Annotated in this window: 23 protein-coding genes and 1 tRNA gene; 14 read left to right on the top strand and 10 right to left on the bottom strand. The window is 60.7% G+C overall.

The window, feature by feature from the left end; genetic code table 11:
• The first annotated feature begins 33 nt into the window (after positions 1-33).
• Both VFO29_05065 and VFO29_05060 read left to right on the top strand, forming a co-directional pair.
• Positions 34-1,188, top strand: a complete 1,155-nt coding sequence (locus VFO29_05065; GenBank protein HET9392876.1) for a homogentisate 1,2-dioxygenase — start codon at positions 34-36, stop codon at positions 1,186-1,188.
• Positions 1,185-1,562: an energy transducer TonB gene (locus VFO29_05060; GenBank protein ID HET9392875.1), complete on the top strand. Its 378-nt coding sequence runs from the start codon at positions 1,185-1,187 to the stop codon at positions 1,560-1,562. The genes VFO29_05065 and VFO29_05060 overlap by 4 nt, the downstream gene beginning before the upstream one ends.
• Here VFO29_05060 and VFO29_05055 read toward each other — a convergent pair.
• The 3 genes from VFO29_05055 to VFO29_05045 are packed head-to-tail and all read right to left on the bottom strand — an operon-like array spanning position 1,559 to position 4,475.
• A complete protein-coding gene (locus VFO29_05055; protein ID HET9392874.1) occupies positions 1,559-2,269 on the bottom strand; it encodes a hypothetical protein in 711 nt (236 codons plus the stop codon). The two genes, VFO29_05060 and VFO29_05055, sit on opposite strands and share 4 nt — an antisense overlap.
• Positions 2,266-3,528, bottom strand: coding sequence for a fumarylacetoacetase (fahA, locus tag VFO29_05050; protein ID HET9392873.1), 1,263 nt, complete (start codon positions 3,526-3,528; stop codon positions 2,266-2,268). The genes VFO29_05055 and fahA overlap by 4 nt, the downstream gene beginning before the upstream one ends.
• 2 nt (positions 3,529-3,530) lie before the next feature.
• Positions 3,531-4,475, bottom strand: a complete 945-nt coding sequence (locus tag VFO29_05045; protein ID HET9392872.1) for a hypothetical protein — start codon at positions 4,473-4,475, stop codon at positions 3,531-3,533.
• A 43-nt stretch (positions 4,476-4,518) separates the two neighbouring features.
• Here VFO29_05045 and hppD point away from each other — a divergent pair, with 43 nt between their 5' ends.
• From hppD to VFO29_05010, 7 genes are read left to right on the top strand one after another with little or no spacing between them, the layout of a single operon-like run.
• Positions 4,519-5,634: a 4-hydroxyphenylpyruvate dioxygenase gene (gene hppD, locus VFO29_05040; protein HET9392871.1), complete on the top strand. Its 1,116-nt coding sequence runs from the start codon at positions 4,519-4,521 to the stop codon at positions 5,632-5,634.
• Positions 5,631-6,509: a deoxyribose-phosphate aldolase gene (gene deoC, locus VFO29_05035; GenBank protein ID HET9392870.1), complete on the top strand. Its 879-nt coding sequence runs from the start codon at positions 5,631-5,633 to the stop codon at positions 6,507-6,509. The genes hppD and deoC overlap by 4 nt, the downstream gene beginning before the upstream one ends.
• A 25-nt stretch (positions 6,510-6,534) precedes the next feature.
• Complete coding sequence (locus tag VFO29_05030; protein HET9392869.1) at positions 6,535-7,971, top strand: aldehyde dehydrogenase family protein; 1,437 nt, start codon at positions 6,535-6,537, stop codon at positions 7,969-7,971.
• Positions 7,952-9,658 (top strand): EAL domain-containing protein, encoded by a 1,707-nt coding sequence (locus VFO29_05025; GenBank protein ID HET9392868.1) that lies wholly within the window; start codon positions 7,952-7,954, stop codon positions 9,656-9,658. Before VFO29_05030 ends, VFO29_05025 begins: the two co-directional genes overlap by 20 nt.
• A gap of 11 nt (positions 9,659-9,669) precedes the next feature.
• The gene (locus VFO29_05020; GenBank protein ID HET9392867.1) at positions 9,670-10,938 is read left to right on the top strand and encodes an SUMF1/EgtB/PvdO family nonheme iron enzyme; all 1,269 of its coding nucleotides are present in this window, start codon (positions 9,670-9,672) and stop codon (positions 10,936-10,938) included.
• Positions 10,935-12,548, top strand: a complete 1,614-nt coding sequence (locus tag VFO29_05015; GenBank protein ID HET9392866.1) for a peptide ABC transporter substrate-binding protein — start codon at positions 10,935-10,937, stop codon at positions 12,546-12,548. The genes VFO29_05020 and VFO29_05015 overlap by 4 nt, the downstream gene beginning before the upstream one ends.
• Positions 12,521-13,984: an NADP-dependent isocitrate dehydrogenase gene (locus tag VFO29_05010; GenBank protein ID HET9392865.1), complete on the top strand. Its 1,464-nt coding sequence runs from the start codon at positions 12,521-12,523 to the stop codon at positions 13,982-13,984. Before VFO29_05015 ends, VFO29_05010 begins: the two co-directional genes overlap by 28 nt.
• 3 nt (positions 13,985-13,987) lie before the next feature.
• Here the strand turns inward: VFO29_05010 and VFO29_05005 are convergent, their stop codons facing one another.
• Together VFO29_05005 and VFO29_05000 are read right to left on the bottom strand one after the other, a co-directional pair.
• Positions 13,988-14,440, bottom strand: a complete 453-nt coding sequence (locus VFO29_05005; GenBank protein ID HET9392864.1) for a hypothetical protein — start codon at positions 14,438-14,440, stop codon at positions 13,988-13,990.
• Positions 14,441-14,454: 14 nt separating this feature from the next.
• Positions 14,455-16,068 (bottom strand): AarF/UbiB family protein, encoded by a 1,614-nt coding sequence (locus tag VFO29_05000; GenBank protein HET9392863.1) that lies wholly within the window; start codon positions 16,066-16,068, stop codon positions 14,455-14,457.
• Here VFO29_05000 and VFO29_04995 point away from each other — a divergent pair.
• Both VFO29_04995 and VFO29_04990 read left to right on the top strand, forming a co-directional pair.
• A complete protein-coding gene (locus VFO29_04995) occupies positions 16,042-16,977 on the top strand; it encodes a cobalamin-binding protein (GenBank protein ID HET9392862.1) in 936 nt (311 codons plus the stop codon). The genes VFO29_05000 and VFO29_04995 overlap by 27 nt on opposite strands.
• Entirely contained in the window at positions 16,974-17,459 is a 486-nt protein-coding gene (locus tag VFO29_04990; protein ID HET9392861.1) for a hypothetical protein, read from the top strand. Before VFO29_04995 ends, VFO29_04990 begins: the two co-directional genes overlap by 4 nt.
• Here the strand turns inward: VFO29_04990 and VFO29_04985 are convergent.
• Positions 17,456-18,010, bottom strand: a complete 555-nt coding sequence (locus tag VFO29_04985; protein ID HET9392860.1) for a ferritin-like domain-containing protein — start codon at positions 18,008-18,010, stop codon at positions 17,456-17,458. The genes VFO29_04990 and VFO29_04985 overlap by 4 nt on opposite strands.
• A 64-nt stretch (positions 18,011-18,074) precedes the next feature.
• On the opposite strand from VFO29_04985, the gene VFO29_04980 reads away from it, so the two are divergent.
• Together VFO29_04980 and VFO29_04975 are read left to right on the top strand one after the other, a co-directional pair.
• The gene (locus VFO29_04980) at positions 18,075-18,953 is read left to right on the top strand and encodes an aldehyde dehydrogenase family protein (GenBank protein ID HET9392859.1); all 879 of its coding nucleotides are present in this window, start codon (positions 18,075-18,077) and stop codon (positions 18,951-18,953) included.
• Between the two features lie 23 nt (positions 18,954-18,976).
• Positions 18,977-19,063, top strand: a tRNA-Ser gene (locus VFO29_04975).
• 3 nt (positions 19,064-19,066) lie between these two features.
• On the opposite strand, the gene VFO29_04970 is transcribed toward VFO29_04975, so the two are convergent.
• Positions 19,067-19,804 carry a hypothetical protein gene (locus VFO29_04970; GenBank protein ID HET9392858.1) on the bottom strand — a complete coding sequence of 246 codons (738 nt, stop codon included), beginning with the start codon at positions 19,802-19,804 and terminating at the stop codon, positions 19,067-19,069.
• Positions 19,801-20,286, bottom strand: coding sequence for a YqeG family HAD IIIA-type phosphatase (locus VFO29_04965; protein ID HET9392857.1), 486 nt, complete (start codon positions 20,284-20,286; stop codon positions 19,801-19,803). Before VFO29_04965 ends, VFO29_04970 begins: the two co-directional genes overlap by 4 nt.
• A 285-nt stretch (positions 20,287-20,571) precedes the next feature.
• On the opposite strand from VFO29_04965, the gene VFO29_04960 reads away from it, so the two are divergent.
• The gene (locus tag VFO29_04960) at positions 20,572-24,165 is read left to right on the top strand and encodes a vitamin B12-dependent ribonucleotide reductase (protein ID HET9392856.1); all 3,594 of its coding nucleotides are present in this window, start codon (positions 20,572-20,574) and stop codon (positions 24,163-24,165) included.
• Positions 24,166-24,200: 35 nt separating this feature from the next.
• On the opposite strand, the gene VFO29_04955 is transcribed toward VFO29_04960, so the two are convergent.
• Positions 24,201-24,563, bottom strand: coding sequence for a nuclear transport factor 2 family protein (locus VFO29_04955; protein HET9392855.1), 363 nt, complete (start codon positions 24,561-24,563; stop codon positions 24,201-24,203).
• Between the two features lie 79 nt (positions 24,564-24,642).
• A complete protein-coding gene (locus VFO29_04950) occupies positions 24,643-25,455 on the bottom strand; it encodes a MerR family transcriptional regulator (GenBank protein ID HET9392854.1) in 813 nt (270 codons plus the stop codon).
• Position 25,456: the final 1 nt, after the last annotated feature.

The following is a 25,456-nucleotide window of genomic DNA, read 5'->3' as shown; positions in this document are numbered from 1 at the left end:
CTAAGACAGAGTAATTCGGCGATGCCATCGTATGTGCGGGCGGGAGCACTTCCGCCGAAGCGTCACATTCAATTCCGCCGCCCGGACGGGGGTCTCTACGCCGAAGAGCTCTTCTCTACAAAGGGTTTCGACAGCGCGTACTCGCTGCTGTATCATCTGCGCCCGCCGACCGCCACCCTCAACGTAAAGCCGTGGCGCCGTCCCGCGATCAAACTTCAGCCAAACGAGCCGCTGCGCAACCGGCATTTTAAGACCGCAGCGATTAAACCGGGCGCAGATGCAATCGAAGCTCGCACGCCGCTCCTAGGAAACTCGGACGTGTTGATCAGCGTCGCCGAAACGTCCTCACCCATGAAATACTTCTACCGCAACGTCGGCGGCGATGAATTGCTGTTCATTCACCGCGGCAGCGGAACGATCGAGACGCCGTTCGGCGACCTCGCCTACGGCCCGCGCGACTACGTTCTTTTGCCGACGGGAACCACGTACAAAGTTGTGCCGGACTCGGCCACGCGCATGCTTGTCTACGAGAGCAGCGGCATGATTACCATACCGCGTAAATTCCGTAACGATTTTGGGCAGTTGGAGGAGCACGCTCCTTACTACGAGCGCGACTTCCGTGCGCCGCAGCTGCGTGCGCCAATAGACGAAACGGGTGAGTTCGAAGTGCGCGTGACGAATGCCGGGAGAAACGCCGTGTACACGGTGCAGAATCACCCGTGCGACGTCATCGGCTGGGACGGCTATTGCTATCCCTACGCATTCAATCTCGACGAATACGCGCCGGTCACCGGGAAGCTGCACCAGCCGCCGCCGTCGCACGCGACGTTTGAAGCGCCCGGCGCCGCGTTCTGCGCTTTCGTTCCGCGCATGTTCGACTATCATCCGCTCGCAATTCCGATCCCATACAACCATTCGAGCGTTGACTGCGACGAAGTGCTCTATTACGTCAGCGGCAATTTCATGAGCCGGCGTGGCGTTGAGGAAGGTTCGATTACGTTGCACGCCGCCGGCGCGCCGCACGGTCCGCAGCCCGGCGCGATCGAAGCGAGTTTAGGGAAAACGTCGACGGACGAAATCGCGGTTATGGTGGACACGTTTGCGCCGCTGCAGATCGCCGAAGCCGCACTTGGCATTGAGGACGACGAGTACTACCGCTCCTGGATATCGGACGCGGCGAATCCGTGATACCGACGCCGGCGCCTTCTCCCGCGATCGATCCGTGCAATCATCCGCCTGCCATCATTAGGCAAGCTCCTTTATCTCTGCTTAGGCCGCTCAATTTGCCGCCGGCTTCGATTCTGCAGCAGCAGCGCGTGCAACCCAGAGGCCCGGCCCCGAGCTACGGTGTTTCCGGCTTACTTACGGTTGTCATCGATCTGACAATTGCGAAAGACGGCTCGGTTACCGCCGGCCGCCTTGTCGACCCCAGCGGTCTACCGCAGCTTGATCAGAACGCCCTCGAGTCGGCGATGCACACGATCTACGCGCCGGCAGCGAAAGACTGCAAGCCGGTGGTCGACCATTACAGCTTTAAAGTAACGTTCGACCCGAGTCTTTAGCCCGCGAGCGTGGGCTCGTCGCCGCGAAACTGTCCGCTCAGATCCATGAGCACCTTTGTCCAGCGCACGTATGCGAGCGACTGCACGTACAGTGACCAAGCGCCCAGCGCGGCTCCAAGCGGATACGCGATAATTGCGAGCATGGCAAAATTGTTCTGAGGCACGTATGCCGCGAGCTCCGCTACAAAGATAACCACGAAAAGCGCCAAGCCAAGCAAAATTGAAAACCCCAATGAGTACCAGTAGTATCCCGTAGTAATACTCCAGCTATCCCCCAAGGCATCGGATCGGCCATCCGTGATCGCATATATGTACGGAGCGAACGCAAGTTTTACGCCTACCCAAAAACCTGGGATAATCAAGAACAGAAATGCGAGGAACGTGAACAGTCCCACGAGCAGTTGATAGCCGAAGAAACCAAAAAATGCCCCGACGGTCATTCGATACGATGGATTTACCGTGCGTACGGCCTCAGCTATCGAATAGTACGTCACCACATAGAACAGGGCGAAGAATATCGCAATTCCAGCTTGCGTTGCATTATAATTGGCTGCCTTCAACGCAAACAGCAGCCCTCCGAGTGCGGCGGTGCCCACAAAAAGTCCGACCGGTATGAGGTTCTTTTTCATGAGACCCAAAGCGTCGGCGAACGCCGAGCCGATAACGGTGCCCATCTCCGGCTGATTCTCCGGTCCGGTATAGGTCATGTGTTGTGCCTCCCCGCGGGAATCACAGTCCCGCTCACTTTTCCGAAGCCTATGCGCGGCTTGCCCGGCGCTTCACAATGGCCCGTCAGCGTTACGGTATCACCATCCTCAAGAAAGCTGCGCTCTTCGCCGGATGCAAGGCTAAGCGGTTCCGCTCCGCGCCATGTCAATTCGATGAGGCTGCCGTAGCTGCCGCGTTCGGGGCCCGAGATGGTGCCGGACGCGAACAGATCGCCGGGGCGAACCGTAGCGCCGTTGGACGTTGCATGCGCAAGCTGCTGAGCCATGTTCCAATACATGTATTTGAAATTCGACCGCGAGATCACCTCAGCCGCGACGCCTTGCGCGCGCATCTCATCGGTCTGCAATTCGATGTTTAACGCGACGTCATAGTTCCAATCGTCTTTAGAGCGCAAGTGTTCGAGAACCGGAGGATCCTGCACCGGACCCGGAACGCGATAGTGTTCGAGCGCGTCGAGCGTTACGACCCACGGAGAGATTGAGGTTGCGAACGACTTCCCTAGGAATGGCCCGAGCGGCTGATACTCCCATGCTTGTATGTCGCGTGCGCTCCAATCGTTCACGAGGACCAAGCCAAAGATATGATCCCGCGCTTGGGCCGTAGAGATTGGCTGCCCGAGCGCGTTGCCGGGACCTGTGAGAAAGCCAACCTCTAACTCCACGTCGAGCATGCGGGTCGGCGCAAACTCCGGGTTGGCGTCCGCCGGCTTGATCTGACCGCTTGGGCGAACAATAGGCGTGCCGTCGACAACAATCGTTCCCGAGCGGCCATGGTATCCAATCGGGAGCCACTTCCAGTTCGGCAGCAGCGGCTCGCTGCCGGGGCGCATGATCTTTCCGAGATTCGTTGCGTGTTCGAGTGACGAATAGAAATCAACGTAATCGCCCACGCTAACGGGCAGCGCCATCTCCGCTCCGTTGCGGCGCACCAGCAATGCCTCTCGATTGCGCCCCTCCAGCTCCGTAGCTCCGCTCTGAAGCAGTGATTGCAAGCGAGCGCGCAACTTCGACCAGACGTCGCGGCCTTGCGCCAATAACGGATTTAGCGTGCCGGCGCGTGCAATGTCTTGCGGCAACCAGTCGCCGAGCACACCCGCCTCCGACGCCGCATGCAGATCGAAGATCATGTCGCCGATCGCGACGCCGATGTGCGATCCTCCGTCCGCCTTGAAGACGCCGTACGGCAGATTTTCAAGTGGAAAATCCGACCCGGCCGGCACCGGTACCCACGATCGCATCGTTATGCGATCATTCCGAGCGAACGCAGATCCGAGAGCGGCTCGTCGAAACTGCAACTTCCGTAGCCGGCGAAACTCTGCGCACGTGTTTCAGCAATGCTCTCCGCTGTGAAGGCGAGCGCCTTCCAGTGCAGCGTATCGGAGTTGAGACGGAACTGCGTTTCGTCATCGTCTTCCAGAACCGCCACGAGCTCGTCCAGCGAAGCGCCCGACTTCGCGAGCACCGCTGCGACCAACAGGTTCAGAAAGCCATGCATCACAAAGCCGCTCGCTTCGTTGTAACCGCGGATGGGATGGTGCAGCCCCGCCGTCGCTTTGAACGCGACGCCTTCGTCACGCGCTTCAACCAGAAACGTCGCGACGTCGAGAACCGGCGGAACCGCATCCGCGTTGAGGCCGCCGCACCGGAGCTTCGCGCCAAGCCGGTGGCGGTGCATGGCCGCAATCGCGCCGGGCAGTAAGTCCCGCCGGCGATCGTTTCGCGGAACTTCTATAAATGAAGGAAGGTCGCGTAGCCCGGCCTGCGCCACGGCCGCCGCGTATTGACCGATCGTCGCGTCATACGTTTCCCGCAACGAAAGCAGCGGCGGCAGCGCGGCCTCTAATGCCTCCACGCGAATGCCGGCGCTTTGCAGTTTGGCAATTCCTTCAAGCGCGGACTGGACGCGCCCGAACCATGCACGCGGATCGTCGCCGGCGTCGACGATCACGCTCAGTGGGAAACGTTCGCCGTCCAATTCCGCCCGCTGATCCAGGAATTCGGCCAGCCGCGATTCGGGGACGATGAATCGCGCTAGCAGCCATGCGTTTGGACTCATTCGCGCGGCGCCGTACTCCGCGACGGCCTCCTTCATGTCCAGCTGCGCAGGCGGGAAGAGGCCCGCATAATCGATCAAGCCGGTAAAGGCCGCGCGCGCTGCGGCGTGAGGCGTGACCGAAGTCGCCATAATACAGGGCCGCTTCGGGCGGCCCGCTAAGTGCCCTTCTGCGATGTCCGCACTCACCCCACCCAAAACGCATCCGCTCGCGAAGATCGACTGGGACTATGTCGAGTTCTATGTCGGCAACGCAAAGCAAGCCGCGCATTACTATTGCTCGGCGTTTGGTTTCGAGCAGGTCGCGTACGCTGGTCCGGAGACGGGCCTGCCCGATCGCGCATCGTATGTGCTCGTGCAGAACGGCCTGCGCTTCGTTTTGACGTCGAGCTTGCGTCCCGACGACGCAATTACGCGCCACGTCGCGCGGCATGGAGACGGAGTCAGTGATATTGCAATCCTCGTCGACGACTGCCGCGCCGCCTTTGCCGCAGCAATTGCCGGCGGCGCCAAAGCGATCGCGCAGCCGGCCGAACTTAGCGATGCAGACGGCCACATTATAAAAGCCACGATCGCCGCCTATGGCGACACGGCACACAGTTTCATCGAGCGTAAAAATTACCGCGGAGTTTTCATGCCCACATTCGTGGCGCAACGAAAAGCCTCCAACTGCGTCGAGAAGCCCAACCTGCAAGCCATCGATCACTGCGTCGGCAACGTCGGCTGGGGCGAGATGGATGCGTGGGGTGACTTTTACGCGCGCGTCTTCGGGTTTTCGCAGCTGGTGTCGTTCGACGATAAAGACATCTCGACGGAGTACACGGCGCTTCGCTCAAAGGTGATGACGGACGCCGAGCACCGCGTCAAGTTTCCGATTAACGAACCCGCGCAAGGCAAAAAGAAATCGCAGATCGAGGAGTATTTGGATTTCTATGGCGGCGCGGGCGTTCAACACATTGCGATTCGCACCGACGACATTATTGCGACGATTCGCGCGCTAAAAGCCAACGGCGTCGAGTTTCTCGACACGCCCGACACGTATTACGACGATCTCGAGGCGCGCGTGGGCCGGATCGATGAAGCCAAGCAGATCCTCCGCGACCTCCGCATCCTGGTCGATCGCGACGACCTCGGCTACATGCTTCAAATATTCACCAAGCCGCTGCAAGACCGGCCGACCTTGTTCTTTGAGATCATCCAGCGCAAGGGCAGCTTGAGTTTCGGCAAGGGTAACTTTAAGGCGTTATTCGTCTCTATCGAAAAAGAGCAAGAACGCCGGGGAACGCTATGAGCGTCACCGTCGACGCCGTCATGCTCGAGGCGCGCGCCGGCTCGCTGGCCAAGCGCTCGATCAAAACCACCACCAAGGTCGCCGGGATCAAGCTCGCGATCGCGTGCATGGATCTCACCTCCCTCGAAGGCAAGGACTCCGAAGGACGTGTGCGCTCGCTGTGCGCCAAGGCGCTGCACCCGGCGCCGCATCTCCCCGACGTACCGCACGTCGCTGCCGTCTGTCTCTATCCCAACTTGGTCGCGATCGCCAAGGACCTGCTGCGCGGCACCGACGTGAAGGTCGCCGCCGTCTCGACTGCGTTTCCAAGCGGGCTCTCGTCAATGGACGTGAAGCTCGCGGATACAGCTGAAGCCATCGCGGCCGGCGCCGATGAGATAGATATGGTCATCGATCGCGGTGCCTTCTTGTCCGGGCACTACCGCGAAGTCTTCGACGAGATCGTCGCGGTGAAAAAAGTGTGTGGTCCCGTCCACTTGAAAGTCATCCTCGAAACCGGCGAGCTGGGCAGCTACGACAACGTCCGGCGCGCGAGCGATCTTGCCCTCGAGGCGGGGGCCGACTTTATCAAGACGTCCACGGGCAAGGTCGGTACGAATGCCACCTTCCCAGTCGCAGTGACGATGTGCGAAGCGATTCGCGACTACGCACGGCGCACCGGCCGCCGCGCGGGACTCAAAGTCGCCGGCGGTGTTCGCAACACCAAACAAGCGATGACCTATCTGGTCATCATGAAAGAAACACTCGGCGAGTCGTGGCTGACGCCCGACCTTTTCCGCATCGGCGCCAGTTCGCTGCTGGACGATCTGCTGATGCAGTACGAGAAAGAGTTGACCGGCCACTACGCCGGGCGCGACTACTTTCCGATGGATTGACCCTTCGACACGCTCAGGATGACAAATGGCAATATTTGAATACGCGCCGGCCCCCGAAACCACCAAGACGCCGATTCGCGAGCAGTACGGACTGTTTATCGACGGCAAATGGACCGCGCCGCGCAGCGGGCAGTATTTCGACACGGTGAACCCCGCCACCGAAGAGACGCTGGCGCGCGTTGCCTATGCGAGCGAGGAAGACGTCGATCGCGCCGTGCGCGCGGCGCGCAAAGCTTACGACAAGTACTGGCGCAAAATGCGGCCCGCGGATCGCGCCAAATATGTGTACCGCATCGCGCGCGCGATCACCGAACGTTCGCGCGAACTGGCCGTGCTCGAAACGATGGACGGCGGAAAGCCCATCAAAGAATCGCGCGACTTCGACATCCCGCTCTCAGCTGCGCACTTCTTCTATTATGCCGGCTGGGCCGACAAACTCGAGTGGGCCATGCGCGCGGGAGAGCAAGCGCAGCCAATCGGCGTGGCCGGTCAGATCGTGCCGTGGAATTTCCCGCTGCTCATGGCGGCGTGGAAGGTCGCGCCGGCCTTGGCCTGCGGCAACACGGTGGTCCTGAAGCCCGCCGAAACGACGCCGTTGACCGCACTGGCGCTCGCGCAGATCGCAGCCGAAGCCGATCTTCCCCCGGGCGTATTCAATGTCATCACCGGCGACGGCGCAAGCGGCGCCGCGCTCGTCGGCCATAGCGACGTCGACAAAATTGCATTCACGGGCTCGACTGAAGTAGGTAAAGCCATTCAACGTTCCATCGCCGGCACCGGGAAGCGGCTTACCCTCGAACTCGGAGGGAAAGCAGCGCACATCGTCTTCGCCGATGCGCCGATGGATCAAGCGATCGAAGGCATCGTGAATGGCATCTACTTCAATCAAGGACACGTCTGCTGCGCGGGTTCGCGGCTTCTCGTAGAGGAGAGCGTTCACGAGCAGATCGTCGTGCGGCTGACCGATCGCATTCAAACATTGCGCCTGGGAAACCCGCTCGACAAAAACACGGACGTCGGCGCCATCAATTCAAAGATGCAGCTGGAGAAAATCAAGGAACTGGTCAGCAGCGGCATCGACGAAGGCGCGACGCTCGTCCAGCAGTCGTGCGCGCTTCCGGAACGCGGGTACTTCTTCCCGGCTTCATTCTTCACCAACGTCCAACAGTCTCACCGGATTGCGCGTGAGGAGATATTTGGTCCCGTGCTTTCAATCCTGACGTTCAGGACCCCCGAAGAAGCAGTCGACAAAGCTAACAACACGCCCTACGGCCTCTCCGCGGGAATCTGGACCGACAAGGGGAGCAAGAATATGTACATCGCGCAGTATTTGCGCGCCGGCGTCGTGTGGTGCAACACGTTCAACCAATTCGATCCGAGTTCGCCCTTTGGCGGTTATCGCGAATCCGGATTCGGGCGCGAGGGTGGCGTCCACGGTCTCCGTGAGTACCTGGCCCACTGACCCGCGCGTCTTTGCATCGCTTTTCGAGACCACGCCGAGCGCGATCTTCGCGCTCGATCGCGCCGGACGCGTCTTAGCCGCGAATGCGGCTGCATCGGAGCTGACCGGCTACTCAAACGAAGCGCTTCTCAAGCTCGACATCACGCAGCTTGCACCCGACTCCATAAAATTTGTATCTGAGGCGCTCGAGGCCGCGCGCGCCAATAAGCCGACCGCCGCCGAGATGGATCTCACACGGCTGGACGGCTCGGCGGTGCCGGTTCAAGTCACGACGATCCCGATCGTCGAAGGCGGCAAATTCACCGGCAATATCTTTTTCCGGATCGAAGAGGCCCACTATCTCTCCGAGATGCGCCGCACGCGCGCGCACATGCGCACGCTGGCCTATTATGATTCGCTGACCGGATTGCCCAACCGCATCTTCTTTCAGGAACGGCTGCGCGACGCACTCGAACATGCTCCTGGTCACGAACCGTGCGTCGCACTGCTCTTTCTCGACCTCGACCGCTTTAAAGACATCAACGATACCCTCGGCCACGCGCTCGGCGATCGCTTTCTGCAACTCATCGGCGAGCGGCTCGTCCTGCTGGTCAAGAACCGCGGAATCGTTGCGCGTCTGGGCGGCGACGAGTTCGTCGTGCTCGTCTCGCGCTGCTCCGGCAAAGAAGATGTGCGTCAGCTTGCCGAGGAGTTGCGGCACAGCGTCGACCAGCCGTACCGGATCGAAGGCTACGAACAGTACATAACGACCAGCATCGGCATCGCAATCTACCCGGAGCACGGGCGCAACGACCAGGTGCTCATCAAGAATGCCGACATCGCCATGTATCACGCCAAGGAACAGGGGCGTAACGCCTACTTCTTCTACGACGAAGCATTCGACGCGCCCATCCGCACGCGGCTGGCGCAAGAAAAACAGCTGCGGGCGGCACTGACTAATGACGAATTCCTACTGCAGTATCAACCGATCTTGCAGATGGCTGACGGCAATCCCATCGTTGCCGTCGAGGCACTCGTTCGGTGGAATCACCCGACGCAAGGGTTGATATCGCCCGACGCTTTTATTCCCGCAGCCGAAGCCAGCGGCCTGATTATTCCGCTGGGAGAATGGGTCGAGCAAACCGCCGCCGAGTGCATGCGTAAGTGGCAGGACAAATTCGGCTTCATGACACTCGCGCTGAATATCTCGGCGCGGCAGTTTCATCAGCGCGATCTCTGCGAGCGGCTGGTCTCGATCGTTGCCGAGGCCGGTTTAGCTCCACAATCCATCGAGGTCGAGATTACCGAAAGCATGGCACTCTTCGACGCCAAGCACGCGATCGAGACCATTCACGCCCTGAAAAACGCCGGCACCCAAATCGCCATCGACGACTTTGGGACGGGCCACTCGTCGCTGAACTATCTGCGCCGCTTCGAGGCCGACCACCTGAAGATCGACCGCTCGTTCGTGGCGGGCATCGGCAGCCGCGGCAGCGACGAAACCCTGGTGAAGGCGATCGTAGCCATGGGCCACAGCCTAGGGTTAAAGATCGTGGCCGAGGGCGTGGAAACGAACGAGCAGTTCGAATTTCTGCGCTCCCACGACTGCGATCTGGTGCAAGGCAACCTGTTCTCCCCGCCCTTGGACCCGGCGCCGCTGGAAGAATTGCTCGCAACACACAGGGAAAACTCCGCCCGCCGCAAGTAAGGAGTGAGTCCGTGCTGAGTCAAGTTGAAAAGCTCGACCGCGAGGCGCTCGCCGATTGGTACCGCCGTAACCGCGAACGATCCGCCCACATATTCTCGCTGGTCGAACCGGCCGCGTACTACGATCGCCCGATTCCGCTGCGGCACCCGTTTGCGTTTTACGAGGGCCATCTGCCGGTGTTCAGCTATCTTGTCGTCAACGAGCGCGCCTTGGGCGAAGCTCCACTCGACGCGCGCCTCGAAAAGATTTTTGAACGGGGCATCGATCCGTCCAGCGTCGCAGACGCGAGCAAGCACGAACGCGACGATTGGCCGACTAAAGAGCAAACCCAAGCTTTCGGCCGCAAGTGCGACGAGCGCATCTATGCGGCGATTTCAAACGCGCAGCTCGTCGATCCGAACGTGCCGCGCCTCGTTCGCGGACAGGCGATCTACACGGCGCTCGAGCACGAACCGATGCACCACGAGACGCTGATCTATCTCCTCCATCAGCTGGCGCCCGAAAAAAAGCGGCGCATGACGCAAAAACACCGCGATTCCACGCCGCCGCGCAACGAATTCGTTGAGATCGCGTCCGGCACGGCTACGCTCGGCGCGCGCCGCGACGCAATCCCGTTCGGCTGGGACAATGAGTTCGACGAGCATCAAGCCGCCGTCGGAGCCTTTGCAATTCAACGGTTTCCCGTGACCAACGGCGAGTACCGCGAGTTCGTCGCCGCCGGCGGCGCCGTGCCGCCGTTTTGGATCGAGCGCGACGGCACGTTTGCGCTGCGCGGCGTCTTCGAAGAGCTGCCGCTCCCGTTGTCGTGGCCCGTGTACGTGCGGCATACCGACGCGGAAGCGTACGCAAAGTGGAAAGGCGCGCGCTTGGCAACTGAAGCCGAGTACCATCGTGCCGCGTTCGGCACGCCGCAAGGAACGGAGCGCGCGTTTCCGTGGGGCGATGAGCCTCCCAATGCGGCACACGGAAACTTCGACTTCCAGCGTTACGACCCGGAACCGGTCGATGCGCATCCCGGCGGCGCGAGCGCGTGGGGCGTCCACGATCTCATCGGCAACGGCTGGGAGTGGACCGGAACGCAATTCGCGCCGTTTGCCGGCTTCGAACCGATGGCGAGTTATCCCCAATACAGCGCCGACTTTTTCGACGGCAAACACTATGTGATGAAGGGTGCTTCGCCGGTAACCGCGCGCGAATTGATCCGCCGCAGTTTCAGAAACTGGTTCTTTGCCGACTATCCGTACATGTACGCGAAGTTCCGTTTGGTCAACGATAGATGAAACGCCTCACCGCGTTAGGCGTCGCGCTGCTTCTTCTCGCTTCGGCATGCGCCAAGCAGAACGGCGGCACGACTGCGAAACCGACGGGCATCCTGCGCGTGGCCAACTATGTCGAGCCGACGTCGCTCAACCCGCTGCTGGCAACGAACACGGGCGAGAACTTCCTTTCCAGTCTCGCGTTCAATCTGCTGGTCACGCTCAACGACAAAGGAAACCAAGTACCCGACTTGGCCGCTCGGGTGCCGAGCGTCGAAAATCATGGCATCAGCACCGACGGACGTACCATCACGTACTACCTGCGGCATGGCGTGACATGGCAGGACGGCGCGCCGTTTACGAGCGCCGACGTCAAATTCAGCTGGCAAGCCGTGATGAATCCGAACAACAACGTGGTTGAGCGGCGGGGTTACGATCAAGTAGCCTCCGTTGATACGCCCGATCCCTACACGGTCGTCTTTCATTTAAAGCAGCCGTTCGCGCCGTTCGTTGACACCGTCTTCGGCGAGAGCGACGACCCGTTCAGAATCGTGCCGAAACATCTGCTGGCGCGGTATCCGAACATCAACCGGATTCCGTTCAATCAAAAGCCGATTGGGACCGGGCCCTTTCAGGTCGTGCGCTGGTACCGCGGCGATCACGTTGAGTACGCGGCCAACCCGCACTACTTCGGCGGCGCGCCCAAGCTGCGCACGATCCTGGTTTACACCGTTCCCGACGGCAATACGCAGATGGCGGAGTTGCGATCCCACGGGTCGGATCTACTGCTCGACATCAGTGCGACGACGTATCACGGCTTGACCGAGGTCGGCGGCGTGAAAGCGTTATTGGTCAAAGCACCCTCGTACACGTCGATCGTCTTCAACTTTAAGCGCCCGCCGCTCGACGATATCCGCGTGCGGCGCGCCATCGTCGCTGCCATTAACGATCCGCGCCTTGTAAGAGACGTAACGTTTGGGACGGCGACGGTCGCGGTCGCCGACCTCTCGGACTTCTACTGGGCGTTCGATTCGAGCCTCAAACCCGCCGCGTACGATCCGTCCCTGGCAGGCCGCCTGCTCGACCAGGCCGGATGGCGCCGCGATGCATCGGGCATGCGCTCCAAGGGCGGCCGCAAACTCTCGCTGCAACTCGTCTATGGCGCCGGAAGCGCCACCGCGCAGGGCATCGCCGTCGAAGTGCAATCTGATCTGCGGCGGGCCGGAATCGATGTACCTATCAAGATCTATCCGTACAGTATGCTTTACGCCACCCAGCAGTTGGGCGGCATTCTGCAAAGCGGCAAATTCGATCTGGCGGAATACGCCTGGGTTGCCGGCGCCGATCCCGATAACTCCTCGCAGTGGCTATGCAAGATGGCGCCGCCAAAAGGAAACAACATCGGCAGCTACTGCGATCCCGCGCTCGATGCCGCCGAAACGGCTGCGCTGAATCACTTCGACCGGCCAACGCGCAAACGCGCTTACTCCCGCATCGAGTCGCTCCTCATCGGCGACGCTCCCGCCGCGTTTAACTATTACACGAAGCGGCGCTACGGACTGAACCCCAATCTCCAAAATTTCTCGCCCAACGGCATCAGTGAAGGATGGAACGCGAACCAGTGGTCACTCTAACCGCAAAAAAGACCCCAATAACCGTGGCGTACGGCGACGGCATCGGTCCCGAAATCATGGATGCGACGCTGCGCATCATCATGGAGGCCGGCGCGCGCCTCGATATGGAGCGCATCGAGATCGGCGAGAGCATTTACTCGCGCGGCATCACCAACGGAATAGAGCCCAGTTCCTGGGACTCGCTGCGCCGCACGAAAGTCTTCCTAAAAGCGCCGATTACAACGCCCCAGGGCGGCGGCTTTAAGTCGCTCAACGTCACCGTGCGCAAGACGCTCGGCATGTATGCCAACGTGCGGCCCTGCGCCTCGCTGCATCCGTATATCGCGACGAAACATCCGAAGATGAACCTCGTAATCGTGCGTGAGAACGAAGAGGACGTCTACGGCGGAATCGAACACCGCCAGACCGAGCAAGTCACGCAGTGCCTGAAGCTGATTTCGCGCCCGGGCAGCGAGCGGATCGTACGCTACGCGTTCGAGTACGCGCGCGCCAACAAGCGCAAGAAAGTGACTTGTTTCACCAAAGACAACATCATGAAGATCACGGACGGGCTGTTCCATAAGGTCTTCGATGAAATCGCGACCGAGTATCCCGACATCGAAAACGAGCACTGGATCGTGGATATCGGCGCAGCCAAGATGGCAGACACCCCTGAAGCGTTTGACGTTTTGGTGATGCCGAATCTGTACGGTGACGTGCTCTCCGACGTCGCCGCGCAGATCACGGGGTCCGTCGGGTTAGCCGGTTCGGCCAATATCGGCGACCACTGCTCCATGTTCGAAGCGATTCACGGTTCGGCGCCGCGCCGCGCCGGTCAGAATATGGCCAATCCGTCGGGCCTCTTTCATGGCGCGCTGCTCATGCTCTCGCATATCGGTCAAGGCGAAGTCGCCGAGCGCGCCCACAACGCTTGGCTGCGCACCATCGAGGACGGCGTTCACACCTACGACATCTATAAGGAAGGCGTCAGCAAAGAGAAAGTCGGCACCAAAGAGTTCGCTACCGCTGTGATCGCGCGATTGGGAGAACGCCCGCAAAACTTGCAGCCGGTCGAGTATGCCAAGGACGCGCAGATGAACGTCTCCGTGCGCGCCGCCGGCAAGCGCTCAGCCAAAAAGCACACCGGCGTCGACGTCTTCATCGATCTCCCCGACGGCAATCCCGACACGATCGCGGACCGTATCAATGCCCTGAAACTCACAGGCGCTAAACTTACGGTCATCAGCAACCGCGGAACCAAAGTCTGGCCCAACGGCAATCCCGACACGTTCTGGAGCGATCACTGGAGCTGCCGCTTTGAGGGCGACGGCTTTTCAAATCGTGCCGTGGCCGAGATTCTCGCGGCGATGGGCGGCGCCGGCTTTGACGTCATAAAGACTGAAGGCCTGTACACGTTCGACGGGAGCCGCGGCTTCTCGCTCGCCCAAGGCGAGTGACTCTTACTGGGTTGTAAACGAACCGGCCGAAGTCGGCGTGCAACTCACGCGCGAGTCGTTGAGGAACACATAGTACGTCCCATGCGGGAACGACGTGCTTAACGACGCGCTTTCATAAAACGGATTACTGATCTGCAGCGTAGCCGACGGCGACGGGACTTGCGACGCTTGAATGCGCTGGAAGAATGCGGCCGTGCCGTTTACAGCGTTGTTGGGGTTCGAATCGCTGCTGATGAGCACGTCGAAGCCGCTTGGAAAAAGCTGACTGGTCGCAAAGACGATCTGCTGCGGCGCGTCAGGCACGTTCGTCGCCCCCGGCATCGGGTAGATCAGCTGCGTCAGCCCGCTAAAGAGGCATGAGCCGCTGCCCGGAATCGTAATGCCGCCGTAACCTCCGCCGCAGCCCGCTACGGCTATCCCGGCCGCCATAACGGCAACCAGCACCAGTCTGTTCACGCCCCAGGTATTCTCTACCGGACCTTCCGTTTCTTCAAGGTCGCCCAGACGGTTCGCAGACTGAACAGAAACGCGATTGCCACGACCGACCAGAACGCATAGCCGATCCAGCGGCCCCAGCCCTGCGGGTGATAGACGAGCATCACGATCGCCAAGCCGACGATGCACGCCGAAGCCAACATCGTCGCGTTCGTCGTCTCAATCGCGCGTTCGAAGCGGGCCAGCGCAGGTTCGAAGTCCTCCATGCGCGCCCAGACGCGCAAGTTGCCGCGCTCGACCTCCGAGAGCACGCGATCGACTCTGCGCGGCAGCTCGATGCTCAGCTCGGCCGCGTCGATCGCCGTGTTGCGGATGTTTCCGGCCCAGTCCTGACCGTTTAACCGCTGATAGAGAATCTTCTCCGAGAGTGATGCGACGAACGAGCTCATGTTGGCGTTCGGACTGATCGTCTCGATCAAACCTTCACACATGACCAGCGCTTTGAAGAGCAGCGCGACCGGCCCCGGCAGCCGCAACTTGTAGCAGCGCACGACGTCGAGCATCTCCGTCAGTGCATCGCCGAACTCCATACTCTTCAAGTCCGCGGCCAAATGACGTTCCAAGATGCGCGCGATCTCGCCGCCTAGGGCGGCGCGGTCTACCGGATGCGTCGGTCCTGCGACCTGTAAGAGGCGATCGGTGACGCGTTCGGGATCGCGCCGATCGAACGCGGTGAAGATATCCGCTACCCGGCGCCGCACTTCCGGCGCTAGTCTGCCCGTCATGCCGAAGTCCATGACGCCAATCGCGCCGCCCGGCATGACGACAAAATTCCCGCTATGCGGATCCGCATAGAAGACGCCTTCGCCGAAGGCCGGCTCCAAAATGAACCGCGCGACCCGCTCGCCGGCCACTTCGCGCTTCCGTTGCGCGCGTTCCGAAAGCTCGGCCGGCTTTTGACCGTGAAGGCGTTCGAGCGTAATCACTCGCGCCGACGAGCGTTCGTAGATCACTTCCGGTATCTTTATGCCGGGCTCGTCTTGAAAGAACGCCCGGAACAGCTCGGCGCTGGCGGCCTCGCGCGTGAAGTCGAGCTCGTAGCGCAGCGTGTCGGCGAACTCCTCGACCAGATCGCCCGCGCCGTACTCATCCAAAACCGGCCAGCGCTTCGACGCTTTTCCGGCGAGGTCGTCCAGAATCTGCAAATCGATGCCTACGAGATCTTCGACGCCCGGCTTGATCACTTTGACGACGACTTCCCGGCCGTCGTGAAGCGTGGCGGCGTGAACCTGGCCGATCGATGCGGATCCCAACGCCGTACGATCGAAGCGCGCGAAGAGCTTGTCGGGTGCCGCACCGAGCTCATCACGAATGACCGCGGCGATTTCTTCGTACGGCACGGGCGGAACATTGTCGGTCAGTTTTTGCAGTTCGGCGCGATAGTCGGCCGGTAAGAGATCGGCGCGGGTCGAGAGCGATTGGCCGAGTTTGATGAACGTCGTGCCGAGCTCTTCGCACGCCAGCCGGAGCTGCTCGGCGGCGGGGTGGCCGGTAGCGGCGCTTACTCCGTGGCGGGCGAGGGTCGCCAGAATTTCACGGGATCGCGCGCCCTTGGACGGCACATGTTCGTCGACGGTTGCCTGTTCCACGCGCAGGTTATTCCCATACAAGCGCGGATTGAAGTGCCGTTGCGCATAGTTAGCTTGCTTCCGAGCGCCACGGAGACGCTTTTTGCCATTGGAGCGGGCGGCGATCTGGTCGGGGTCACGCACGAGTGTGACTACCCGCCGGAGGCGCTGCGCCTGCCCCGCCTGACGGCCTCGGCCCTCGCTTTCGCCGATTCTTCGGCCGCGATCGATCGTCACGTCCGTCGCGCGCTGCATGCCGGCTCGAGTCTCTACACGCTGAATGCGGAGTTACTCGAACAGCTGAAACCGGATCTCATCGTAACGCAGGAGCTCTGCGAAGTTTGCGCCGTTTCGTATGCGATCGTCGATCGCGCGGCCCGGCGTCTGACCTCCGATCCGCGCGTCGTTTCCCTCGAACCGTCTTCGCTGGAGGACGTGTATGCGAACATCATGACGCTGGGCGAGTTAACCGGCGTTCAGTGGAAAGCGCGCGAGGTCGTCGATGCATTGCGGCGCCGCGAAGCCGCCGTGCGCGATTATGCTGCCGCGGAGTTCGCGCCGCGCGTGCTGGTGCTCGAATGGACCGATCCACCGATGGGCGCCGGACACTGGACGCCCGGACTTGTCGAAGCCGCGGGCGGCGACCCGGTGCTTTCAAATCCTGGAGCGAACTCGCGGCGGCTCTCCTGGGACGAGATTACCGCAGCCGATCCCGATGCAATCATTGTCGCTCCATGCGGTTACGGTTTGCCGAAGACGCTTGAGGCATTGAGGGAGCTGCAGGCGCGTCCCGAGTGGATGGGGCTACGCGCGGTGCGCGAAGGACGCGTGCATCCGGTGGACGGAAACGCGTATGTGAACCGTCCCGGACCGCGTTTGGTTGACACGATCGAGATTTTCGCTTCGTTTCTTCATCCGGAGGCAGCATGATCGCGCCGTTGCTCTTGGCCGTCGACTTTATGAACTTCACCTACGCCACGAACCCGTGCCCGTCGAACGTGCCGGTTCCGGTGGTCATGCGGAAGGGCAGCTTTTCCTATTTTGACGACAAGATGGGCGCGGGCTTTGATTTAAATGTGCATTCCGTCGTTGAGGGCAGTCTGGCCAAGGGCACGCAACAGGCAGTTGTTGTGCTGGCGTGCGATTATCCGGCCGACGGCGGGGAAGCTGCGGCGTATGCTTTCGACGAACGCAAAAACGGCGCGGTGCTTCTCTCGAAGGTTGCGACTGCCAGTTGGGGCAGCGACTGGGGCGCCGGGCCCACTTCCATTCACATCCGGTTCGCGAAACAGTTTTTATACGTTGACGCTTGCGACGACCTCCACTGCACGCTGAACGTCGTTACGACGTATGCGTTACGGGGCGGAAAGCTCGTAAAAGTCTTCACGCAGACGCATAAACCGCGTCCCTAGCGCTTACCGTTCGATCCGTGCTGCTCGAGCAGGTCAACCATGTCGTTGGCGTGCTCTTCTTCCACCGCGAGGATCTCCTCGATCATCCGGCGCGTGGTCGGATCGTTGTCGCCGAAGAAACGCACGATCTCGCGATATGACTCGATGGCGACGCGTTCGGCGACCAAGTTTTCCTTGATCATGTCCACGAGGTCGTCGCCTTCTTTGTACTCCGAGTGGCTGCGCGTCGCGAGCCCTTCCGGATTGAAATCGGGCTCGCCGCCGAGCTGCGTGATGCGCTCGGCAATCATGTCGGCGTGGCCTTGCTCCTCGTTGGCGTGCTGTAAGAACTCGCCGGCAACGGAGTCTTTTGCAATGCCCTTGGCCATGTAATAGTGGCGCTTGTAGCGCAGGACGCACACGATCTCGGTCGCTAGCGCTGCATTCAGTACCGCTACGGCTTGCTTTATGTCACCCTTGTAATCGCTGGTAACCGAACCGCGCATCATGTTCTCTCGCGCGCGCCGCCGCAGCTCTTGTACGTCGGACAAAAACGGCTTAGTGGTCGTCATATGGAGCCTCCCTCGGGCATATACCCCCATAGGGTCCCGCCTCCCCTGCGTCGTAGCTCGCGGCATGCCCAAAGTCGATCGACCCAGGCTTGCCGTCCGCAAGATGTACAAGCTCTTCATCAACGGCGCGTTCGTGCGATCGGAATCCGGCCGCAGCGATCCCTTATGGGACGGCTCGGAGTTCGGTGCGAACATCGCGCGCGGGTCGCGCAAAGACATCCGGGACGCAGTCGTCGCGGCACGAGCGGCGCAGCCCAAATGGCTGGCGACGGCTCCGGGAACGCGCGGCCTGATTCTCTATCGCCTCGCGGAGATGATGGAAGCCCGCCACGAGGAGCTCGTCGATCGCGTACGCGAGGGAATGAATCTTTCGGCCGGCGACGCCGAGGCCGAAGTCGTGGCTACGATCGACCGTGTCGTGTGGTATGCGGGATGGTGCGACAAGTACAACGCGTTGCTTTCGACGCGTAATCCCGTCGGCGGCCCGCACTTCAACTTTTCGACCGCCGAGCCGACCGGCGTCGTTGGGATCCTTGCTCCTGATGAGCCTGCGCTGCTGGGATTGGTTTCAGTATTATTGCCGGCGCTGGTCGCCGGCAATGCCGTGGTGCTCGTCCCCTCCGAGAAAGATCCGCGCACCGCTGTTGTTTTCGCCGAAGCGTTAGCGACGAGCGATGTACCGGCAGGCGTCGTGAACATCATCACCGGTTTCCGCAGCGAACTGGGCCCAGTGCTGGCTAAGCACATGGACGTCAATGCGCTTGCGTTTATCGATGGCCCGCTGACGACGGATTTGCAACGCGAGGCGTCCGACAACGTCAAACGCACGCACGTTCTTCACCGTCAGAAACGGGACGAATGGTTTTCACCCGCCGCTCAGAGTTTGGACGACATCGCGATGTACAGCGAGATCAAAACGATCTGGCACCCAGCCGGGATATAATAGCGGCTTGACGGGCCCCACCGGGAGAGGTGGCAGAGCGGTTGAATGCACTCGCTTGGAAAGCGAGCAGACGTGAAAGCGTCTCGGGAGTTCGAATCTCCCCCTCTCCGAATTCATAGACGCTCGGCTTGTTCTTGAGCGTGCGCTAACCAGAAATCGAAAGATGCGCGCGCTTGTGCTTCCAGCATATGGCCGCCCTTCATCACCTCGCGTTGCAAGAGCGCTTCCAGCGTAGAGCGCGATCCGTAGTTCGTGTCCATCACGAGATCCGCTTTGCGCACGTGCTCCAGCACGTGTTTTGGCAAGTCAGTCTTCGGCGGTAGCGTTGAGATCACGATCTCCGGCCGGCTCTCAGGCCATTGTTGTGCTTCAAAACGGTCGCACAATGCAAGCACTTTATCGTGGTCGCGCCCCCAGACGTACGTGTAGGCGTCCGTCTCGTGCAGTTGAGCGAGAATTGCGCGCGCAGTCGCACCGGTGCCGAGGATGCCGACACGCTCGAGCGCGACGGGCTGGCCTAACGCAGTTTCCAGCGCGGAGCGCGCTCCAACACCATCGGTATTGCTACCCAAAATAGTGCGCCCAAGAAATATCGTGTTTACCGCTTCCGACATCCGCGCGTCTTCGTCCAGCTCATCGCAAGCGCTCAACACTTCTTCTTTTAACGGCGTAGTTACGTTCAGCCCGATGTAACCTTCCGCGCGTAATTTGCGGACGGCTTCAGCTCCGCCACCGCGTGCGACGCGGATCGCAGTGTATGTGCCTTCGATTCCCGCCTCTTCCAGAAACCGTCCGTGGAGTTCCGGACTGCGGCTGTGTTCGACGGGATCGCCGATCAGCGCGAGTTTCACCGGCGCCGCGGCGGTAGCATCAGCCGCTCGAAGAACCGGAACATCATCGTAATTGGAAAGTCTTTGGTTTCGATCGGTTCGGTCAAGATGGTATAGAGATTTCCGCAGAGTTTCGCGCCCAAAACATCGGTGAAAAGCTGATCGCCGACAACGGCCACCTGTTTGCGCGGCAATCCCAAATGCTTGAGCGCGCGCAGAAAACCGAACGGCAGCGGTTTGAGCGCATTCGGGATGCAGCCGATGTGCAATTGCGCTGCAATGCCGCGCACGCGATCGCTGAAATTGTTCGACACCATGACCATTGCGAAGCCGCGCTCGTGCGCCTCGCGCACCCAGGCCAGGTGCTCGGCGGCCAATTCGGTCTCGCGAAAGCCCAAAAGGGTGTTGTCGAGGTCGATTATGAGGCCACGGATCCCGGCCTCGCTGAGCTCGGCCAGCGCGATGTCGTGGAGACGGGGCGCGAAGCGGTCAGGGCCGAGCATCCGCATGCGTTTTGGTCCATTTGTCCCCGCTATCCTCGGAAGTTTCCACAGCGCCCTCACCGCCGAGGCCGGCTCTCCACCGTAAGCGGTCCCGACTACACAGATTTTTGACGTTCTGGACAGCTTGCGCACAAGGACCCAAACCACAATATCTTGTATCCAGCAAGCCGCAGTAGTACAATTTATGGGCACGCCTAACGGTTGTGTCCGTTGCCAATCGAACAGGTGTTCGTCACAATTCCCTCGTACTGAACGGGTCCTCCCCACCCGGAGGAAGGAGCCTCGATGAAGTTCCGCCGCCTCTATTCGGCCCCCGGCGACCCCTACGCCGGCCTCTCTTTCGAACCGCGAGCCTCGCGCATCGTCAACCCGGACGGGTCGGTGATATTCGAGGCTCCTGACATCATGGTGCCGTCCGGCTGGAGCCAGGTCGCCACCGATGTCCTGGCCCAAAAATACTGCCGCAAGGCGGGGGTTCCGACGCAGCTCAAACGCGTCGCCGAAGAGGGTGTCCCCGAATGGCTGTGGCGCTCCGAGGCTGCCGACGACTGCGGGTTCGAGGCCGAAAGCGATTCACGCCAGGTCTTCAACCGCATGGCGGGCTGCTGGACCTACTGGGGCTTCAAACACGGCTACTTCGACTCCGAAGAAGACGCGCAAATCTATTACGACGAGATGTGCGCCATGCTGGCGCGGCAGATCGGCGCGCCCAACTCACCGCAGTGGTTCAACACCGGTTTGCATTGGGCGTACGGCATCTCCGGCCCGGCGCAAGGCCACTACTTCGTCGATCCGGCGGATTCGCAAGTAAAGCGCTCCGTCAATACGTACGAGCATCCGCAAGTTTCGGCATGCTACATCCTTTCGATCGAAGACGATCTCGTCAACGAGGGCGGCATCTTCGACGGCGTCGTGCGCGAAGCGCGCATCTTTAAGGGCGGCTCCGGCAGCGGTGCCAATTTTTCCAAGCTCCGCGCGGCGGGCGAAAAACTGACTGGCGGCGGGACCAGCTCGGGCCTCATGTCCTTCCTTAAAGTCTTTGATCGCGCCGCCGGCGCGATCAAGTCGGGCGGCACCACGCGCCGCGCTGCCAAGATGGTCGTGCTCAACGCCGACCACCCTGACATCGAACAGTTCGTGGGCTGGAAAGTTCGCGAAGAACAAAAAGTTTCGGATCTCGTTGCGGGTTCGATCAGCTGCGAAAAGCACTTGAACGCGATCATGAAGGCGGCACACGACGAGACCGTGCCCGAAGGCGCGCGTCTCGATCCGGCGCTGAACCCTGCGCTCAAGAGCGCGATGCGCGCCGCGCTAACCGCCGGCATCCCGCAGGCGAACATTCAATACGCTCTCGACTTTGCGCGCCAGGGCTACAAGCATCTGGACGTCGAGACCTATGACACCGGCTGGGATTCGGAAGCCTACGCGACCGTCTCGGGACAGAACTCAAACAATTCCGTTCGCCTGACGAATGAATTCTTTGAGGCACTCGATCGCGACGACGATTGGAAGCTGACCGCCCGCACGACCGGCGCGGTCATGAAGACGATCAAAGCGTCGAGCTTGTGGGAGCAGATCGCGCTGGCCGCGTGGCAGTGCGCCGATCCGGGCATTCAATACGACAACATTCTGCAAGAGTGGCACACGTGCTCCAACGACGATCGCATCAACGCGACTAACCCGTGCTCCGAGTATTGCTTCATCGACGACACGGCGTGTAATTTAGCGAGCCTAAACCTCGTCAAGTTCCTCAAGGACGACGGCGACTTCGACGCCGCCGCTTTTGCCGACGCCTCCCGTACGTGGACAACGACACTGGAAATCTCTGTGACGATGGGGCAGATGCCGTCCAAGGCGATCGCCGAGAAGAACCACGGATATCGCACCTTGGGTTTGGGTTATGCGAACCTCGGCACGCTGCTGATGCGCATGGGCCTGCCCTACGATTCAGAAGACGGCTTCGGCTGGTGCGCCGCGATCTCGGCGCTTATGACCGGCTCGGCGTATCGCGCTTCGGCCGAAATGGCGCGCGAGCTCGGACCGTTTGCGCGCTTCGAGGCCAATGCCGAACCGATGCTGCGCGTGATCCGCAATCATCGCCGCGCGGCATACGACGAACACGACGAGGCCTACGAAGGCCTATCCATCAAACCCGTGACGCACGCGCCGACGCTCTTCACCCAAGAGACCTGGGGCCTCGCGCGCAAGATGTGGGACGACGCCCTAACGATGGGTGAGGTCACCGGCTTCCGCAACGCGCAGACCGTCGTGATCGCGCCGACCGGCACGATCGCGCTGGTCATGGACTGCGACACCACCGGCATCGAGCCTGATTTTGCATTGGTCAAGTTCAAGAAGCTCGCCGGCGGCGGCTATTTCCGCATCGTCAATCAGTCGGTCGAGCCGGCCTTGCGCAAGCTGGGCTACAGCGAGTCGCAGATCCAAGAGATCGAAACCTTCGCCAAAGGCACGGGCTCGTTGGAGGGCGCACCCCACATCAACGCGGCGACGCTGCGCGCCAAGGGATTCGACGAGGATTCGATCGCGCGTATCGAGGCGGCGCTGCCCAGCGCCTTCGAGCTGGAGTTCGCTTTCAATAAGTACACGCTTGGCGAAGAGTTCTGCAAAGGGACGCTCGGCTTAACGGACGAGCAGCTCAACAGCTGGAGCTTCTCGATTCTGCGCGACTCGCTGGGCTTCACGCAGCATCAGATCGACGAGGCGTCAGATGTCATCTGCGGCCGCATGACACTGGAAGGCGCCCCGCATCTCAAAGACGAGCACCTCTTTGTTTTCGATTGCGCAAATCCGTGCGGCAAGCATGGGTTACGTTTCATCCGGCCGCTGGCGCACATCGACATGATGGCGGCAGCGCAGCCGTTCGTGAGCGGTGCGATCTCGAAGACCATCAACCTTCCGCAAACCGCGACCATCGGCGACGTCAAAGAAGCCTATCGCTACGCGTGGGAGCGGATGATCAAGGCCGTAGCCTTATATCGCGACGGCTCCAAGCTCTCGCAGCCGCTCGCAGCGACGTCCGATCTCGGCGGCGAAGCGGTCGAGGAAGAGCAGCCGCAGCGAGCGTTCCAGCATCCGTTGCAGATCGCCGAGCGCATCGTCTACCGGTACATCGCCAAACGCCGCCGCATGCCTGAACGCCGCAGCGGCTACACGCAAAAAGCGATCGTCGGCGGCCACAAAGTCTACTTGCGCACCGGCGAGTACGACGGCGGCCAACTGGGCGAGATCTTCATCGACATGCACAAGGAAGGCGCGGCCTTCCGCTCGCTGATGAACAACTTCGCGATCGCGGTTTCACTGGGTTTACAGCACGGCGTGCCGCTGGAGGAGTTCGTCGACGCATTTACGTTCACGCGCTTCGAGCCGAACGGACCCGTCGTCGGCCACAACCACATCAAGATGGCGACGTCGATCCTCGACTACATCTTCCGCGAGCTAGCCGTCAGCTATCTCGGCCGCTACGAGCTCGCGCACGTACAGCCCGAAATGAACATGGACTCGATGGGACCCGTGCATGAGGAAGATTACTTCGGTGAGGAAGCCGGCGAAGTGCAGTACGTCACGGCGGGCGTCAGCGAAAAGATGCATCCAACCAGCACGCACCTGCGGCCCAACGGTGTTCCGCATGCACAAACGCTTGACGTCGTCGAACGCGTTATCGAGAGCCCCGGGGATGCGCCCGCAATGGCCACCGCCGGCACCGCGACTGCGGTAGCGTCAAAGACAGCGCAGATCACCGCCGCCAAAGCGAAAGGCTACACGGGAAACGCGTGCGCGGAATGCGGACAGCTGACGATGGTGCGTAACGGGTCGTGTGAAAAATGCGATTCATGCGGAGCTACGAGCGGCTGCAGCTAGAAATACCCCCGGATCAAGCGGCGCTCAACAGCAGACTATAGAGTAATCTTGCCGTCCCAATCGCCGCCCGACGGGACAGACGCGTGTTGATGGATGAGCTGCCACCTTCCGTCGCGCTTCTCGAAGCAATCGGTTTGACGCGCCATTACGCGTTTGGCGGCGCCGCTCTTAAGCACGATCTCGACCTTTTGGACCGTGCAAACAATGCCCATATTACCGTTCAGCATCGCGTCGGTCTCGAGTAACTCTACGTGACACGATTGAAAATTGCTGAAGACACTGTCAAACATCTTTCGCGCCGGTTGAACGCCCCGTGACGCAAAGGGCGGAATGTCGAACCAAAGCACATTGGGCGCCCAGTGCCGCGTGCTCTGCTCACCGGTCATTGATTCTGCCATTTCCTTCACGATGGAAATTAGGGTTTGCTCGTCGTCCTCTGCCATAATAGCCTCCATGCGTTGATTCTCCAGTATCCGGTTACGGGAGAGTCAAGATCGGCCAGAAGATTTCCGTACGCACGACGTCGTCGTTTGACATTCCGGTCATCTCGAGATAGCACTCGCGAATCGGACCGTCCGCCCCGATCGCATGCTCCGCCACGTACTTGCCAAGGGCAGCATAAGAGGGCCCTGCGGTGGACAGCGGCCCACGATGCACGGCAACGGCTGCTTCGACCGCGGGAATCTCCATTACGCGCACGCGACCCGATTCTGCTAGCGCTTTCGAAATCGGCACGAAGATCAGGCTCTCGCCGATTTCCTCGCTGAAAACTTCGGTTGCAAAGAGCCCGCCGCCCGGTCCGGCGGGAGTTTCACCTTGCGCACGCAACGCGGCATAGATTTCTCGGAACGCTTCTGCCCACCATGCGGCCATTGCACCCAATTCCACGATCTCGGTGATCGCCGCTGCCATAACAGCCGGGACAAAACGGTGTTCCACCGCAATCTCCATGGTTGTAGGCTCGAGCATGGCACGAAGCAGCGCAACGGTCACCCGCGCATTTTCGAGCTGTGCCTCCATGTGTTTCAGATGAGCAACGATGATCTCGTTGCGCTCGTCCATGTTTGAGGCCCCCAGAACCGCCTTGACCTGTTCCACGGGCATTTTGAGTTTGCGGAGGTGACGGATCAACTGCGCAGCCTCGAGTTGCGCTGCGCTATAAAAGCGGTACCCGGTGTTCGGGTCGACGTCGAACGGGCTAAGCAAGCCCACATCGTGATAGTGCCGCAAGGCCTTCACGCTCAAGTGCGTTGCCCGTGAGAAATCGCCGATCGTCAGTAGAGGTTCCAAC

This window comes from Candidatus Rubrimentiphilum sp., from assembly GCA_035710515.1.
In the GTDB taxonomy this organism is placed as follows: Bacteria; Vulcanimicrobiota; Vulcanimicrobiia; order Vulcanimicrobiales; family Vulcanimicrobiaceae; genus Rubrimentiphilum.
Note: the sequence above shows the minus strand (reverse complement) of the source record. Positions and strands in the feature narration are given on the sequence as shown.